Consider the following 16,452-nt stretch of genomic DNA (forward strand, 5'->3'; position numbering starts at 1 on the left):
TTTATACGCCCAATGCCCTTTTTTGATTTGCTTTTATAGGATTTTTACCATGTCATATATGGCTGTCTTCTCTGGTAGTGCCAACCCACAGCTCGCCCAAACTGTCGCTGATAACCTGCACATTCCACTGGGTAAAGCAGATATCACTCGTTTTTCTGATGGTGAAATCGCCATCGAAATCAAAGAAAATGTGCGTGGTAAAGATGTTTTCATCCTACAGCCAACCTGTGCACCTACCAATGACAACCTAATGGAAGTCATCTTGCTTGCAGATGCACTACGCCGCTCAAGCGCTGGTCGCATCACTGCGGTCATTCCTTATTTTGGCTATGCACGCCAAGACCGTCGCCCTCGCTCAGCTCGTGTGCCTATCTCTGCCAAAGTGGTCGCTGATATGCTATCAATCGCTGGTATCGACCGTGTGATGATGGTGGATCTGCATTCTGACCAGATCCAAGGCTTCTTTGATGTGCCAGTGGACAACCTATACGGTACGCCAGTTCTACTAAAAGATCTCAAACAACAAAATTATGACAACTTAATGGTGGTCTCGCCAGATGTCGGTGGTGTTGTGCGTGCTCGCGCGATGGCAAAACTACTGGGCGATGCCGACCTTGCAATCATTGACAAACGCCGTGCCCGTGCCAATGAATCACAAGTGATGCATATCATCGGTGATGTTTCTGGTCGTGACTGCGTCATCATTGATGATATCGTCGATACCGCAGGTACACTATGTAAAGCCGCTCAAGCACTCAAAGACAACGGTGCACGCCGTGTCGTGGGCTACATCACTCACCCTGTACTATCAGGCAAAGCGATTGAAACCATCAAAAACTCAGCACTAGATGAGCTGGTTGTGACGGATACCATTCCACTGACCGAAGAAGCTAAGGCTTGTGGCAACATTCGCCAAGTCAGCATCGCTGCGATGATTGCCGAATCGCTACGCCGTATCAATAACGAAGAATCAATCAGCGCAATGTTTGAATACGATGTATAAACATTAATCAAAATAAAACCCATCAGCTGCGTGCTTGATGGGTTTTTTATCATCATCTATTTATACACCAAACAAACTTATGAAATAATACAAAAACCGTTCGTCCTGAGCCCGTCGAAGGATGAATGATTTTTCCGCTGTGGTTCGACAAGCTCACCACGAATGGAAAATGTAGCAATTTTTCATTCCACTTGGTGTAATCACAAAAAAACAACGGACAATGCCATCACTGACATTGCCCGTTGTTTTCCCTGATTTTACCACCGTAAAATCCGTATCCTTACCAACCTTCCTTGAATAGCATGTCATCCTTGCCCTGCTCCATCAGGGTTCTCCGTTGCTATGTGTGTATTATGCGATAATTTTGGCATAAAGAAAATACGCAAAATGCGTCAATGGTTGTAGGAAATTTCGTACAAAAAAAGCACCGCCAAATGACTCACTTGGCGGTGCTTGTATGATTTGACAGAAACTTATCAGCCTTTTAGACCTTTTTCCATTTCTTCAAATTGTGCGACGATTTTCGCTTCTGGTGCAGCAGTTGCTAGGCTTACCACGATGGTGGTGATGAAGCTTAGCGCAAAGCCTGGTAGGATTGAGTAAATCGCGTCATTGGCTGGCTGACCGCCAATCTCAAAGCCGCCATATACCCACACAATCACCGTCAAAGCACCGACAATCATACCTGCCAATGCACCATTACGGTTCATGCGTTTCCACATTAGGCTTAGGATAACCAGCGGACCAAATGCCGCGCCAAAGCCTGCCCAAGCGTGCGATACCAGTTTTAGTACCGAGCTGTTGCTGTCGCCTGCCAAGAAGATCGCCACCAGTGCAACCACCACAACAGAAATACGACCCACCAAAACTTGGCGCGCTTCTGATGCTTCTTTATCAAGGAATAGCTTGTACACATCGCGTGTCAATGAGCTTGATACCACCAGTAGCTGCGATGAGATAGTACTCATGATCGCCGCCAAAATCGCTGCCAATAGGAAACCTGAAATCAGTGGATGGAATAGAACCTGCGAGAATACTAGGAAGATGGTCTCAGGGTCATCCAGTTTTTGACCAGTCTTAGCGATATAAGCGATACCGGCTAGACCAACCATCAATGCACCGATTAGGCTTAGAATCATCCAGCCCATACCGATAGCAGTCGCTACAGGCACATCTTTGACCGAACGAATCGCCATAAAGCGTACGATGATGTGTGGCTGACCAAAATAACCAAAGCCCCACGCCATCAGTGAAATCACGCCCATCACGGTGACGCCATTCATCCAGTTGAACACTTCAGCATTAGCCTGCTGGGCAATAGCCAAACCTTCTGAGACGCTGCCGATTTCGGTAAACGCCACAATTGGCACCAGTAGCATGGCGATCAACATGATGACACCTTGGACAAAGTCGGTCAATGACACCGCCAAAAAGCCACCAAACAGCGTATAAGCTACAACCACGCCTGCAGTCACCCATAGGCCTAGGCTGTATGACAGACCCAGCGAGCTTTCAAACAGCTTACCGCCTGCCACAAGACTTGCTGCAGTATAGACAGTGAAGAACACGATGACAACCACCGCCGAGACGATGCGCAATAGATGCGATTTGTCTTGGAAACGGTTAGCAAAATAGTCGGGCAAAGTGATGGCATTATCCGCCACTTCCGTATAGACACGCAGACGCGGCGCAACCAATAGATAGTTGGCAAATGCACCAATGGTCAAGCCTAGCGCAATCCAAATACTCACCACGCCTGATGCATACATATAACCCGGCAGACCAAGCAACAGCCAGCCTGACATATCCGATGCACCCGCTGACAATGCCGCCACTGCAGGGCCAAGATCACGACCGCCCAGCATATAGCCTTCGACATCGTTTTTTTGTTTAAAATACGCATAAACACCGATGGCAAGCATCGCAATAAAATAAATAGCGAGCGAAATCCAAACGCCCGTAGCCACAGTTTGCATATGGCACACTCCTTATCACCTGTGGTTTTCACCACAACAATAACATAATTTTATACAAAAGTGGTCATGATGAATTTTTTTACTCATCAACAAATTCACACATAAGCAACAGTATTATATCATAAAACCAATTTTTATTATTTTTGTGCAAGATAACTGTAGCAAACTTATATATATATTATTGATTTTGATCAAATTTTTATTTGTAACCAATCTCAATTCATGCGAAAATTAGCAACAATTCTGCAACTTTTTCGCCATTTTCGCTGTTAAATTCGCTTTTTGGATGGAAATTTGGCGCAATTTTTCATTAAGATGAACAATTTTATTTTGAGATTTTGCCAAAGATTGTGTATAATAGTTGGCTAATTTGTCACATGGCAAATGCCGATGGATGAATTTTTCATCGCGGCGAATGTGGACGGACTGGTCGCAAGTTCGTCAAAAGTTATTTAAAATTAAGGATCTATCATGAGCCAATTTACTCTAAACGGTGTTGCGCGTGCAGCAGACCAGCAGGGCAAAGGTGCGAGCCGCCGCCTGCGTAAAGAAAACCTAATCCCAGCCATCATCTACGGCGGTGACGCTGAGCCTGTGGCAATCTGCGTTAAGAACAACGAACTTGTAAAAGCACTAGAAAGCGAAGCGTTTTTCTCAAGCGTAACTACCATCACTGTTGATGGTGCTGCACACAATGTTGTCATCAAAGCCCTACAACGCCATCCAGCGAAAGGCTTCCCACTACATGTGGACTTCCAACGCGCTTAATTCGTGCGACGGATGACAAAACCAGTAGGCGTGCTTACTGGTTTTTTGTTTGTTGATCATTTCAAGACTGTATTATTATGACGATTAAGTTAATTGTAGGTCTGGGCAATCCAGGTGCGCAATATGCCGACACGCGCCACAATGCTGGCTTTTGGTTCGTTGAGACCCTTGCCCAAAAATTTGGCATTAGCCTGAACTTTGATAAAAAATTTCACGGTCAAGTCGGTCGCGGTACGATCTATGGGCAAGATGTGCGACTGCTCTTGCCTGAGACTTTTATGAATCGCTCAGGGCAAGCGGTCGCGCCATTGGCAAAGTTTTATAATATCAATGCCGATGAGCTGCTTGTTGCACATGATGAGCTGGACATCGCCGCTGGACAAATCCGCTTAAAAACAGGCGGCGGTCATGGCGGACACAATGGTCTAAAAGACATTGTGCCGCATCTGGGGCAGGATTTTCACCGTTTGCGTATCGGTATCGGGCGCCCTGCTCAGTCATCACAGGTGAGTAATTTTGTGCTTGGCAAGCCCAGTCAAGATGAGCGCATCAGCATCGATCGTGCTATTGAATGTGCGGTAAGTGCGCTACAAGACATCATCAAAGGCGATCTGGAGCGCGCGCGTAATCAGATCAATGGATTTAAGTTGCCTGCCTAAAGCAAGCTTGGGATCATTTATGCTACTATCTTTATTGGCAATCGCAGCAGGTTTGGTCATCTTGATCTACAGCGCCGATGTGTTCATCGATGGCGCGGTGGCACTGGCGACCAAATATCATATGCCAAAAATGCTCATCGGCGCACTGATCATCGGTGTCGGCACATCCGCGCCAGAGCTTGTCGTCTCAGCCCTATCGGCGATTGCAGGCAGTCCAGGGCTTGCACTGGGTAACGCCTACGGCTCAAACATCGTCAATATCATGCTGGTACTTGGCATCACCGCCTTGATCGCACCGATCATCATCCAAAAACAAGTGCTGAAAACCGACTTCGTATGGCTGATTAGCTCAACTGTCATCTCGGTGATTCTACTGATGGATGGGCATATCGATCGACTCGATGGCGCAATCTTAATCGCGGTCTTAGCGGCCAATATCATCGTGCAGATTCTCTATGCCAAACGCCATGCCAAAGCTGCCAGCGAAAGCGCGATCCTTGCCAGTGATGAGTACGCGTATGAGCTTGAACTGGACGCACAAGAGCTGCCCGATCCCACCCAAGTCAGCACCGCCAAGTCTTTATTTAAGCTGATCGCAGGACTTATCGTCTTGGTGCTCAGCTCACGCCTGATCGTCTGGGGTGCGGTAGAACTTGCCAAGCTGTGGGGCTTATCCGATTTGATCATCGGTCTGACCATCGTCGCCGTCGGCACAAGTCTACCTGAGCTTGTCTCATCGATCATCGCAGCGCGCCGCGGTGAATATGAATTGGCACTCGGTAATGTACTGGGCTCAAACCTATTTAACACCACAGGCGTCGTTGGTCTAGCGGCACTCATCGCACCGATGACAGTCAATCCTGAAGCGCTAAGCCGTGACACGGTGGTGATGTGTATCATCACGCTAGTGCTGTTTGTGATGTGTGCTTTTGCCTTACGAAAAGATGGACAAATCGGTCGCATCTCAGGGGCATTTTTACTGCTGTGCTTTGTGGCTTATAGCGGCTGGCTTGCAGTATCAGCACTGGGTTTGGCGTAAATCTAGCCAAACTTCTTATTTTACAAAACCCCTTGTGCCAATCTAGCACAAGGGGTTTTATATTTATCTTGCAAGTTTTGATTATTTAGCCTGTGACAGCATATAATCTACCGCAGCATAGACTTCCGCTTCGGTCACATCACCGATGACTTGCGCAGGCATTTTGTTATAGCCTTGGGCAGAATGCTTGTACAAAGTCTCAACGCCTTGCTCGGCACGCTTCGCCCAGCCTGCTTTATCGCTCAGCTTCGGTGCGTCTAACAGACCTGCGTCGTGGCACATCTTACAAGTTGTTTCATAGCGTTTTTGCCCCACAGCAAGTGATGCAGGCTTAACCATTTCAGTCTTAGCAGCGGCATCAGTGGCGTCGGTAGTTTTTTGTTCTGTGGTATTGGCAGTTTGCTCAGCTGCTTGCTCTGGCTTTGCTGCATCGGCTTGGACATCTGTTTGGGTTTCAGTCTTGGCAGGTTCAGCTTGCGCAGGCTCGGCAGGTGCGGCTGCAGGTGCAGTTTTTGCAGGTTCTGCCTTGGCAGGTTCGGCTTTTTTCTCTTCACCGCAGGCGGTTAGGCTTAAGCCTGCAGCGATCATAGCGATAAGTGCGGCGTGTACAGTTTTCATGATAAATCCTTAAAATTTATGCGGATATAATTAGCCATTATACGCCCTTTTTAGCAACAATCAAGCAATATTAAGCCGACTTTAAGATAAACCCCTGCTACTTTAGGATGATTTCTCAGCCAATTTATCCACCCATTTATCTGCCCATACCAAAATCCACACAATAAAAAAGACCCCAACGGAGTCTTTTTTTGGTAGCCAAGCTACAAATTAGTACTTGCGAGTGGTGCGAACTTGCTCACGATATACTTTTTTCTTGTAACGCTTAACCGCAGCAGCTTTTTTACGCTTACGCTCTTGGGTTGGCTTTTCGAAAAATTCTTTTTTACGAACATCAGCTAGGACGCCTGCTTTTTCGCAAGCACGCTTAAAGCGACGGATCGCGATATCTACTGGTTCGTTCTCTTTTACCTTAACTGAAGGCATGATACTCTCCTACTTTCAAGACGGTGGCATCAGCTTGGCTGTATTTGTATTATATAGCCCATCGGTCTTGGACGATGGACATCAGCTCAAACTGGAATGCATCATCAGCAACCACTGCTTATGATGTGTGCGATTGCACAAAATTAGTCGCAGATTATAGCAAAATCCCACCCATCGTTCAACAATTTTATTAAATTTGGCGAAAAAATCCGCCATTGCCGTGATTTTTCAAGAAAATTTAACACAAATAATCCATCAAGCATTTATTTATGGCAAAAATATGGCATAATAGTCACAGAAGTTTTACTGCTTGTCTGCAGGATTTTGTACAAACATTTGGAGAGACTATGAAAGCCCAAGTTCTGGTTGTAACCCTAGCTGCCGCTGCTGTGTTGAGCGCCTGTGGCAAAAAAGAAGAACACACTTATGCGGTGGATAAAGTCGAAGAAGCGCAAGCTGCAGCTTTAGAAAAAGCACCAAAAGCTGAGCCGATGAAATTTGACGATGAAGGTCAGCCAAAATTCGGCTTCCCTGCTGATGGCTCAGCGCCTGCACCTGCTGCCGACGCTGCCGCAACTGATACCGCTGCTGCACCAGCTGCCGACGCTCAAGCGACCGACGCTGCTGCCGCACCTGCTACGGATGCAGCTGCAGCCCCTGCTGATGCTGCGGCAACTGAAGAGAAAAAATAATTTTTCTTAAAGTTATATAGCATAAAACCGCTCACTTATTTAAAAGTTGAGCGGTTTTATGATTTATTAATCAGCAAATAATTGTAGCGCGCAAGATTTTGCACTGACTGCACCAAATATCACAGCACCCAATGCTCAAGCACAAATTCGATCACCAATTTGGCAAGAAAGCCAAAAAAGCCCATCCCTAACGCCACAAAAATCCAAAATGTGCCTTGCTTGCCTGCATTTGACTTCTTAGAAATATCCCACATGATAAAAAATAAAAAGCCAATAAAAATAGGCAATAGGATATACAATCCCAAATCGGTAATCGTCTCAGCCGAGACCATCAATACAGTGGCTAACATGGCAATCATCCCCAATCTTTAAAGCGTTTTATTATAGCACAAATTGTGTCGGTTGCGGCGGTGTATTGGCAGCTTCATTAAAATTTCTAACACAAAATGCAACATAAGATTTAAAAGTAAGCAATACATTTATGCTAATAATTTGTTATAATAGTTATAGGTAGTTGAATTTCAACCAATTTAATTTTTCACTTTTTTCACTCACTAAATTCACTCATTAAGGAGTTGTGATGGCGAGTCGCCCTGTCAAACCTTCAGCCGTCTATAAAGATGACAAAAGCGGCTGCGGACTGCTGAGTCTGACCATGACAGTGGTTTGTCTTGTCATCGTGATTGCGCTTGGCGTGTTTGCTTATTTTTCGCCGCTGTTTGACAGCTTCCGCGCGCAGCAAGCACCGCAAGCCGAAGAGCAAGTTGAGCCGATCCAAGATCCAACCGCGCCAATTGAGTATGAGTTTTATGAAGTCTTGCCCGAGCAGGATTTTCGCAGCATTCCACAAGGTGTCAGTACCCAAGACACGCCAACTGCCCCAACCGACACCCTAAGCCCTGATGCCGTCGTCGCGGCTAAGCCTGTCGCCAAATCCGCACAAGCTGCCAGCGATGATGCATCAAGTGATGACACCATTGCCGTCACCGAAGAAGACAGCACTTATGACGGTGATGACACGACCGATACCAAAGGCGATGAAGCCGTCAGTGGCACGACCTACATCCTACAAATCCGCAGCTACACTACCGCTGATGAAGCCGATGTCAAGCGCGCGGAAGTCTTGATGGCGGGCGTCGATGCGGTGGTTGTCAAGCGCACAGACAGCAGCAATGGCACGCATTTTTATCAAGTGGTCTCAACTCCAATGAAAAGCCGCGAAGAAGCCAGCCAAGCCAGTATACGCCTAAGCAACAATGGCATTGACTCGCTGATCGTCGAACAAAAACGCTGATTTTTATTTAATTTCCACCAACAGAAGGAGGGATGCCATGACCGATACCATTAAATCACAGATCGAAAACTTCGAAAACCTAAGCGACACCATGCATCAAGCAGAGAAAAAACGCACGCTAGAAGAGCAAGTCGCTTATCTAAAAAGCCAAGGCAAAGACCCATCAAAAACCTATGCCAAATGGGACGATGAAGATCAAGAAGACGAGTGATGTTATTTAAATAAACTGATGTGTAGGCGTAGTGTATATGCTCTTTATGCAAGTTGTTTTTACATCCATTTGATTTTACCAAGCAAAAACCACCGCCCAAAATCAAAGCGGTGGTTTTTGTTTGTACCAATTATTTTATTTGACAGGCACTAGCGTCGTTGAGCCATCAGCATTGACTACTCGGCGATAGACAGTACCCGTGCCAGATGTTGTTTGGCGTGGCTGAGCCACTGGTAGAGCCTGTGGTGTACTGGGTGTTTGGCTGATTACCGCTGTTGGCTGTACTGCTTGCACAGGCTGCATTACTGGCGCTTGCGCAGGCTTAGCTGAGCGAATCAGGCGCAAGAATTTCTGACCTGCGCGACCATCTGGCGTCACGCCTGCCTTGCGCTGATAATCCATGATCGCACGGCGCGTATTATCGCCGATGATACCATCGACCGCACCGATGTCATAGCCTGCATCAAGCAGCGCTTGCTGAATCTCTTTTGACTCACGGCGGCTGATGCCTGCGTCATCGGTTGGCCAAGGGGTGGCAAAGTTGGTATCGGTATTTTCACTGGTGATCAGATCCGACAGATGCGCGATGGCAAGCGCGTAGCTTTCTGACGCATTGTACGAATAGAAAGTATCGAAATTCTTGCCCACAAGGAACGCAGGACCGTGCTTACCTGCAGGCAATAGCAAGCCTGCCGATGCCATATTATTCGGCAATGGGCGACCGTCTGGCAATGTCAGACCCATGTTCTGCCAATGGCTAATTGATTTTTTGTCACGGCGACCACTTGAGCCATCATAGCCGTTCAGCTTCACTTCATAGCCCCAAGGCTCGCCTGTGCGATAGCCGCGCTTGGCTAAGAAATTGGCGGTACTGGCTAGGGCATCAGCTTTAGAATTGACCAAATCCTTACGGCCATCACCATCAAAATCCACCGCCAATTCTAGGAATGTACTTGGCATAAACTGCGTCTGACCGAACGCACCTGCCCATGAGCCTGTCATGTCTTGTGGACGGATGTCGCCGTTTTGGACGATTTTTAGCGCGTTGGCAAATTCACCGCGGAAATAACTCTGACGACGGTCAAAGCACGACAAAGTCGCAAGGCTGTCGAACAGATTTTTCTTGCCCAATGTCTGACCAAAATTACTCTCCACACCCCATACGCCTAGCACATGCTCTGCCTTGACACCATAACGGCTCTCGATACGGCGTAAGACATCGGCCTGCTCGTGCTTGGCGCGGATACCATCTTCGACACGCTCGCTATCGACCAGTGACGCTAGATAATCCCAAACATCTTTTTTAAATTCAGGTTGATAATTGAGCGAGCGAATCACCGTCGGGTCAGGCTGACTTGGGCGATAGGTTTCAAAGGTTTGGCTTGAGACACCACGAAACGCACTGCTGTTTTTTAGGCCATCAAGGCATTGTTGAAATTCGCTATTGCTTAGGTTTGGCAGGTCATCAGCCGCCATCGCCGACTGCACAGCACCCATGCCGACCACCGACATCGCAAGCATTAATAAAGATTTTTTCATATACTTTCCCTTAAAGCACATTTAGGATTTACCGATAAAGTTTCCCTTAGCTTACCGAATTTGGCTGCCAATTTCAAAATAAACTTGCCAAATACCGATAATTTCAACCAAGTTGTAACAAAGCGGTAACTTAACAAAGCCGTAAGTTATCTACACCACATCGACTACATTCGCAATTTGACAAGCTTGCCAAGCTTTGCCATAATCACGGTGAGATAGCGATTTTTTAGCATTTTATAGTTTTAAATGACAAGGTGATATTATGGATCTACAACAACAAACTCAAATCGTCGATGAAGTCATCACCAGTCGCCATTCGGTGCGTGCGTTTCTTAATACGCCAGTACCGCAAGAGATCATCAAAGACATCCTAAGCGTGGCAAGCCGCGCACCATCAGGCACGAACACACAGCCGTGGAAAGTCTATGTGGTGACAGGTGACAAACGAGCCCAGCTGATTGACAATATCTTTACTGCCAAACAAGCCATCGCCGACGACCCAAGTCTTGCGGACAAATTCCAAGAAACTTTCCCCTACTATCCGACCGAATGGATCTCGCCATTCATCGATCGTCGCCGTGAAAATGGCTGGGGGCTGTACGGACTTTTGGGCATCCAAAAAGGCGATAAAGAAAAAATGGCAGCACAGCAAGATCGCAACTTCAAGCTATTTGATGCGCCTGTGGGGCTGTTTTTTACGGTGAATAAAGTGATGGGCACTGGCTCAAAGATGGACATCGCTATGATGATCCAAAATGTGATGATCGCCGCCAAGGCTCGTGGGCTTGACACTTGCCCGCAGGCTGCGTTCAATCATTTTCACCCTGTGGTGCTTGAGACGATTGGTGCAGGCGATGATGAAGAGCTGGTTTGTACCGTCGCACTTGGTTATGCTGATGAATCAGACATCGTCAATACCTTTATCACGCCACGCGTGCCTGTGGATGAGTTTGCGGTGTTTTTGGATTAATCAAAGTTTTGAATAACTCAAAACCACTTTAAAACTATTGATATAAAAAACCGTTCAATAATGCTTAAATTGAACGGTTTTTTTGCCGTTTATTTCAACAGCTCGGCAAATGACGCGCGCAGTTTTGCCAATTTTGGTGGAATGGCAAAGTTACAATACGGCTGAGTAGGGTTATTGGCAAAATAATTTTGGTGATAACTTTCTGCTGGATAAAACTGCGGTGCCATCTCAAGGCGAGTCACGACAGGGATGCCATCTTTGATAAGCTCATTTATAAGTTGCTCAGCGATGGCTTTGTCGGTGTTATCCTCATAAAAAATCACCGATGCATATTGTGTGCCGATGTCATTGCCTTGGCGATTCGGCGTTGTTGGGTCATGGGTAGCAAAAAACACTGCCAAAATTTGCGATAAATCAATCACTTGATCATCATAGACCACCTGCACGACTTCGACATGGCCTGTCGTACCTGTACAAACCGCTTGATAATTGGCGGTATCGGCACTACCACCTGCATAGCCACTGACGACACTTTGCACGCCTTTTAGCGCGCCAAACACCGACTCAGTACACCAAAAACAGCCACCACCCAACAAGATTGATCGAATCATCGCCACATCCTTAATTTCAAATTGATAAATCAATGCTATAATAAGTCATTTTTACCAGTCTATCATAAGCCTATGTCAAATACCAAGCACGACACGCTATTTACGACACCGCTGGATAAATCGGCTCGTTTTAGCTTTGATGAAGAAGTGGTGGCGTGTTTTCCTGATATGATTCGCCGCAGTGTTCCAGGCTATGGGCAGATGCTTGCCATGCTGCCGATTTTGGCTCGCCGTCATTGCCTATTTCGCCAAAATACTCATGATGGCAAAAAAGTCAGTCGTGTGTATGATCTTGGCACATCGCTTGGGGCGGTAAGTTTTGCTTTGGCGGATAAATTTCGTCCTGATGAGCTTGAAATCCATGCCATCGACATCTCAAAGCCGATGATCGATCGTGCCAAAAGTGTCGTCGGTGAGCATTATCCTGATCATGACATTCGCTTTGAGCTTGCCGACATCACGCAGATGGACTTTGAGCCGTGCGATTTGATTGTTATCAACCTGACCTTGCAATTTCTCAATCCTGATGCCCGCCTAGCCCTACTACAAAAATGCCACGATGCACTGGCTGATGGCGGTATTTTGATTCTCACCGAAAAAACGCACCTAAGTGATGAACAAGATGATGCATGGCGAGTCGAACGCTATTATGATTTTAAGCGAGCCAATGGCTACAGCGAAATGGAAATCAGTGGCAAAAGAAATGCGCTTGAGAATGTACTCATCACCGACACGCTTGAGCTACATCATCATAGGCTGCAGCAAGCAGGATTTGAGCGTCGTTTGACTTGGTTTATGTTTTTGAATTTTGCGTCGATTGTGGCGTTTAAATAGCGATTTTTAGTATGATGAACACCATTGCCCGTACCGAAAAAGCCTTATTTGACACCTTGTTTGACCTAGCTCAGCATCATCCTGTGGCGTATGAATGGCTCAAACGCCTACCTGATTGGCTTGGCAGTATCAAAAATAAAGAGCGGTATGCACACGCACCGTATTATGAATCTGTGATTAACAAACTGCCTGAAGTATCGCCAACGCATATCGATCTTAATGCCAGCTGTGTCACTGCTCATGTCAGCCTGACTCACAGTGACTATCGCAAAGCCGAAGCACTGCTAAGAAACCTGATGCCATGGCGAAAAGGCGGCTTTATCGTCGGTGATGAGACGCATCAAATCCATATCGACACCGAATGGCGTAGCGATCACAAATGGGATCGTGTCTTGCCACACATCAGTGACCTTAGTGGTAAACGCGTACTCGATGTTGGCGGTGGCTCGGGTTATCATGGCTTTCGTATGATTGGCGCGGGTGCCAGTAGCGTGGTGGTGATTGACCCATCTTGCTTGTTTTATCATCAGTTTATGGCGATACGGCATTTTTTGGGTGAGATGACCAACCGCTTTGGCCAATCACCGATTCACTTTATTCCTGTGGGTTTAGAAGAATTGCCAAATGGTGGATTGTTTCATACCGTCTTTTGTATGGGCGTGCTATATCACCGTGCTTCGCCGTTTGATTGTTTATTACAATTAAAAAATCAACTGCTAAAAGGCGGTGAGCTGGTGCTTGAGACTTTGGTCGTAGAAGGTGATGAAAATACCGTACTTGTGCCAAAAGATCGCTATGCGATGATGAATAATGTGTATTTTTTGCCATCGGTGGCGGCACTGACACTTTGGCTAGAAAAAGCAGGCTTTGTCGATGTCCACTGCGTTGATATCAGCACCACCACAAGCGATGAGCAGCGTGCGACTGATTGGATGACTTATCATTCGCTATCAGACTTTCTAGATCCTGATGATGACAGCAAAACCATCGAAGGCTATCCACGCCCTGTACGCGCGGTGATGGTCGCCAAAAAGCCTTGACCTGCGATGATATAAACTGGTATTTGTGCCAATTTTATACAATTTACTACACATCATTTGCCAAAGCTTGATTATAATAAGCCAATCGTCATGCGCTTGGCTTATTTTGTATTTGCCATACCAAACAAATGCAAAAACAACGCATGACAAACCAGTTAAAATAGTACTCTAAATTAAGGTGAGAATATGGCAGGTGGTAGCCTACTGATGCTACTCGATGACATCGCAACGATTCTTGATGATGTCTCAGTAATGACAAAAATGGCAGCAAAAAAAACTGCAGGCGTACTGGGTGATGATTTGGCACTGAACGCTCAGCAGGTGACTGGCGTGCGTGCCGATCGTGAGCTGTCGGTAGTGTGGGCAGTTGCCAAAGGCTCGTTCATTAATAAAGTCATCCTAGTGCCAGCTGCCCTACTCATCAGTGCGGTGGCAGCTTGGCTGATTACACCCCTGTTGATGCTTGGCGGTGCGTTCTTGTGCTATGAAGGTGCCGAAAAAGTCGTGCATAAATTCGCCCCAAATCTACTGCCGCATGAGCTTGACGATGATGCCGCACATCATGACCGCCTGGTCGCCAATGCTGATGAGCAGGTGGATTTGGTCGCTTTAGAAAAAGACAAAATCCGTGGTGCGATTCGCACGGACTTTATCTTATCTGCTGAGATCGTGGTCATCTCACTGGGCGTAATGACCGCAGCGACACTAGCAACCAAAGCGGCAGCATTGACAGCAATTGCTATCTTGATGACTGTCGGTGTGTATGGCTTGGTGGGTCTGATTGTCAAGCTTGATGATATGGGCGTGCATCTACTGAACAAACCTAGCTCATCATCACAGGCGATGGGTCGTGCACTGCTTGCTTTTGCACCAAAGCTGATGAAGTTCTTATCATTCGCCGGTACACTTGCGATGTTCTTGGTCGGTGGTGGTATCTTGGTGCATGGCATCGATATGCTACATCATCAGGCACAGGATTTGGCTGCGTTATCAGGCATTGTCGGTGGGCTGGCTGAGACTGCCTATAATGGCGCTGTCGGTCTGATTGCAGGTCTGATTATCCTTGCTGTGGTGATTATGGCAAAGAAGCTATTTGGTAAGAAGCATTGATTTTATCAACAAAAAATAGCTTATTACACAATAAGCCATTTTTTGTTACCCAATCTCAAGCCCATCACACGCCATCTCGACCGCTTTGATGATGGCAAGGGCTTTTTTGTTGGTCTCATCCCATTCTGCCATCGGGTCAGAATCTGCCACCACGCCTGCCCCTGCTTGGACATGCACCTTGCCATCTTTCATCACTGCGGTACGAATGGCGATGGCGGTATCCATATTGCCATGCCAGCCCAGATAACCAATCGCCCCACCAAACACCGTACGGCGGACAGGCTCAACTTCATCAATAATCTGCATGGCTCGGATTTTGGGCGCACCTGACAGCGTACCTGCCGGAAAAGTCGCACAAAACACATCAAGCGCATCGACATCATCACGCACCTGTCCTTCGACATTGCTGGCGATATGCATCACCTGCGAATAGCGTTCGATAAACATCTTGTCCGTCACCTTGACTGAGCCAATTTGACATACTCGTCCGATGTCATTACGCCCAAGGTCAATCAGCATCAGATGCTCGGCGATTTCTTTTTGGTCGGATAGCAGTTCTGCCTCAAGCGCCAAATCCTCTGCCGCATCACGCCCACGACGGCGAGTGCCTGCCAGTGGTCGCACCGTAACCGTACCATCTTCGATACGAGATAAAATCTCAGGTGATGCCCCGATGATGTCAAATGGCGATTTGCCTGCCCCAAAGGTTTCGCCGTGCAGCATAAACAAATACGGCGATGGGTTCAGATAACGCAGCGCTCGATACACACTCAAGGCATCACCATCAAAATCCGCCGTCATACGCTGCGCAGGTACGACTTGCATCACATCACCTGCTAGGATGTAGTCTTTGATTTTATTAACATCCTTGCAGAACTTATCCTGACCTGTGACAGACACAAAGTTTGGCTTAGGCTGTGTGGTCGTGGTCAAATCAGGTCGCTGTCCCAGTGCTTTTTCGATTGCAGCTAGGCGCACCAGTCCATCTTCATAGCCATTTTCAAGCTCGCTATTGGCATAGACAACGATGGATAAAGTATGCTCAAGATTATCAAACACCACCACTTCGGTCGATAACATCAGCCACAAATCAGGCAGATTCAGCGGATTGGGTGCATCCGACTGCCCCACCGATGGCTCAATGGTGCGAATCAAATCATAACCAAAATACCCCACCAAACCACCGCTAAACACCGGCAACGCTGGCACATCCTCCACCGTCGGCATGGTAAACTGCGCCATAAACTTGCGGATTTCATCAAATGGCTTGTCCGTCTGGGTACTCGACACTACGCCCACCAGCTCGCTGCCGACTTTCATCACGCCATCTTGGTATTCAAAATACACGCCCTTGCCAAGCCCAATCATCGAATAACGAGCAAAACGCTCACCGCCGACCACCGACTCAAACAAATAAGCTTTTGGGTTTAGTTTGCGAATATTGGCAAATACCGACACCGGTGTCGCATCGTCCATCAGGCGTTTTTTGATGAGTGGTACATGGCTGTAGCCACGGTGTTTGAATTGTAAAAACTCGTCTTTGGTCATCGGATTTGACATTGTTATAATCCATGCAATTCATAAAAAATTGTCATTATCATAGCACAATTTTATCGAAATTTTTATAAAAAACACACCAAGTCATTATGAACATGGCGTGCT

Annotated in this window: 17 protein-coding genes and 1 pseudogene; 11 read left to right on the plus strand and 7 right to left on the minus strand. The window is 46.9% G+C overall.

Annotation, left to right across the window (positions count from 1 at the left end):
* The first annotated feature begins 49 nt into the window (after positions 1-49).
* A complete protein-coding gene (locus NGM44_RS03430; protein ID WP_253224260.1) occupies positions 50-1,003 on the plus strand; it encodes a ribose-phosphate pyrophosphokinase in 954 nt (317 codons plus the stop codon).
* A 476-nt stretch (positions 1,004-1,479) separates the two neighbouring features.
* On the opposite strand, the gene putP is transcribed toward NGM44_RS03430, so the two are convergent.
* Positions 1,480-2,979, minus strand: a complete 1,500-nt coding sequence (putP, locus tag NGM44_RS03435; RefSeq protein WP_253224261.1) for a sodium/proline symporter PutP — start codon at positions 2,977-2,979, stop codon at positions 1,480-1,482.
* 471 nt (positions 2,980-3,450) lie between these two features.
* Here putP and rplY point away from each other — a divergent pair.
* The 3 genes and pseudogenes from rplY to NGM44_RS03450 form a co-directional block, all read left to right on the plus strand.
* Positions 3,451-3,741, plus strand: a pseudogene (rplY, locus tag NGM44_RS03440) (50S ribosomal protein L25); the annotation flags it as partial.
* Between the two features lie 83 nt (positions 3,742-3,824).
* Positions 3,825-4,406 (plus strand): aminoacyl-tRNA hydrolase, encoded by a 582-nt coding sequence (pth, locus tag NGM44_RS03445; protein ID WP_253224263.1) that lies wholly within the window; start codon positions 3,825-3,827, stop codon positions 4,404-4,406.
* Positions 4,407-4,425: 19 nt separating this feature from the next.
* Positions 4,426-5,445, plus strand: a complete 1,020-nt coding sequence (locus tag NGM44_RS03450) for a calcium/sodium antiporter (RefSeq protein WP_253224264.1) — start codon at positions 4,426-4,428, stop codon at positions 5,443-5,445.
* 81 nt (positions 5,446-5,526) lie between these two features.
* Here NGM44_RS03450 and NGM44_RS03455 read toward each other — a convergent pair whose 3' ends face one another.
* Together NGM44_RS03455 and rpsU are read right to left on the minus strand one after the other, a co-directional pair.
* Positions 5,527-6,063 (minus strand): cytochrome c5 family protein, encoded by a 537-nt coding sequence (locus tag NGM44_RS03455; protein ID WP_253224265.1) that lies wholly within the window; start codon positions 6,061-6,063, stop codon positions 5,527-5,529.
* Between the two features lie 210 nt (positions 6,064-6,273).
* The gene (rpsU, locus tag NGM44_RS03460; protein ID WP_078254635.1) at positions 6,274-6,489 is read right to left on the minus strand and encodes a 30S ribosomal protein S21; all 216 of its coding nucleotides are present in this window, start codon (positions 6,487-6,489) and stop codon (positions 6,274-6,276) included.
* 347 nt (positions 6,490-6,836) lie between these two features.
* On the opposite strand from rpsU, the gene NGM44_RS03465 reads away from it, so the two are divergent.
* Positions 6,837-7,181: a hypothetical protein gene (locus NGM44_RS03465; protein WP_253224266.1), complete on the plus strand. Its 345-nt coding sequence runs from the start codon at positions 6,837-6,839 to the stop codon at positions 7,179-7,181.
* Between the two features lie 119 nt (positions 7,182-7,300).
* On the opposite strand, the gene NGM44_RS03470 is transcribed toward NGM44_RS03465, so the two are convergent.
* Positions 7,301-7,531, minus strand: coding sequence for a DUF2788 domain-containing protein (locus NGM44_RS03470; RefSeq protein ID WP_371923537.1), 231 nt, complete (start codon positions 7,529-7,531; stop codon positions 7,301-7,303).
* Positions 7,532-7,761: 230 nt separating this feature from the next.
* On the opposite strand from NGM44_RS03470, the gene NGM44_RS03475 reads away from it, so the two are divergent.
* Positions 7,762-8,475, plus strand: coding sequence for an SPOR domain-containing protein (locus NGM44_RS03475; RefSeq protein WP_253224267.1), 714 nt, complete (start codon positions 7,762-7,764; stop codon positions 8,473-8,475).
* A gap of 37 nt (positions 8,476-8,512) precedes the next feature.
* Entirely contained in the window at positions 8,513-8,686 is a 174-nt protein-coding gene (locus tag NGM44_RS03480; protein WP_253224268.1) for a hypothetical protein, read from the plus strand.
* Between the two features lie 135 nt (positions 8,687-8,821).
* Here NGM44_RS03480 and NGM44_RS03485 read toward each other — a convergent pair whose 3' ends face one another.
* Entirely contained in the window at positions 8,822-10,225 is a 1,404-nt protein-coding gene (locus NGM44_RS03485; protein WP_253224269.1) for a lytic murein transglycosylase, read from the minus strand.
* A gap of 262 nt (positions 10,226-10,487) precedes the next feature.
* Here NGM44_RS03485 and NGM44_RS03490 point away from each other — a divergent pair, with 262 nt between their 5' ends.
* Complete coding sequence (locus tag NGM44_RS03490; protein WP_253224270.1) at positions 10,488-11,195, plus strand: nitroreductase; 708 nt, start codon at positions 10,488-10,490, stop codon at positions 11,193-11,195.
* Positions 11,196-11,284: 89 nt separating this feature from the next.
* Here NGM44_RS03490 and msrA read toward each other — a convergent pair whose 3' ends face one another.
* Positions 11,285-11,803, minus strand: a complete 519-nt coding sequence (gene msrA, locus NGM44_RS03495) for a peptide-methionine (S)-S-oxide reductase MsrA (protein WP_253224615.1) — start codon at positions 11,801-11,803, stop codon at positions 11,285-11,287.
* A gap of 75 nt (positions 11,804-11,878) precedes the next feature.
* Here msrA and cmoA point away from each other — a divergent pair, with 75 nt between their 5' ends.
* The 3 genes from cmoA to NGM44_RS03510 all read left to right on the plus strand — a co-directional run bounded on the left by cmoA (position 11,879) and on the right by NGM44_RS03510 (position 14,790).
* Positions 11,879-12,640 (plus strand): carboxy-S-adenosyl-L-methionine synthase CmoA, encoded by a 762-nt coding sequence (cmoA, locus tag NGM44_RS03500; RefSeq protein WP_078317952.1) that lies wholly within the window; start codon positions 11,879-11,881, stop codon positions 12,638-12,640.
* Between the two features lie 14 nt (positions 12,641-12,654).
* Entirely contained in the window at positions 12,655-13,680 is a 1,026-nt protein-coding gene (gene cmoB / locus NGM44_RS03505) for a tRNA 5-methoxyuridine(34)/uridine 5-oxyacetic acid(34) synthase CmoB (RefSeq protein ID WP_253224616.1), read from the plus strand.
* 186 nt (positions 13,681-13,866) lie between these two features.
* The gene (locus tag NGM44_RS03510) at positions 13,867-14,790 is read left to right on the plus strand and encodes a DUF808 domain-containing protein (RefSeq protein WP_253224271.1); all 924 of its coding nucleotides are present in this window, start codon (positions 13,867-13,869) and stop codon (positions 14,788-14,790) included.
* A 45-nt stretch (positions 14,791-14,835) separates the two neighbouring features.
* On the opposite strand, the gene NGM44_RS03515 is transcribed toward NGM44_RS03510, so the two are convergent.
* Positions 14,836-16,338, minus strand: a complete 1,503-nt coding sequence (locus tag NGM44_RS03515) for an anthranilate synthase component I family protein (protein WP_371923538.1) — start codon at positions 16,336-16,338, stop codon at positions 14,836-14,838.
* Between the last annotated feature and the right edge of the window lie 114 nt (positions 16,339-16,452).

It is taken from the genome of Moraxella sp. FZFQ2102, assembly GCF_024137865.1.
GTDB lineage: Bacteria > Pseudomonadota > Gammaproteobacteria > Pseudomonadales > Moraxellaceae > Moraxella.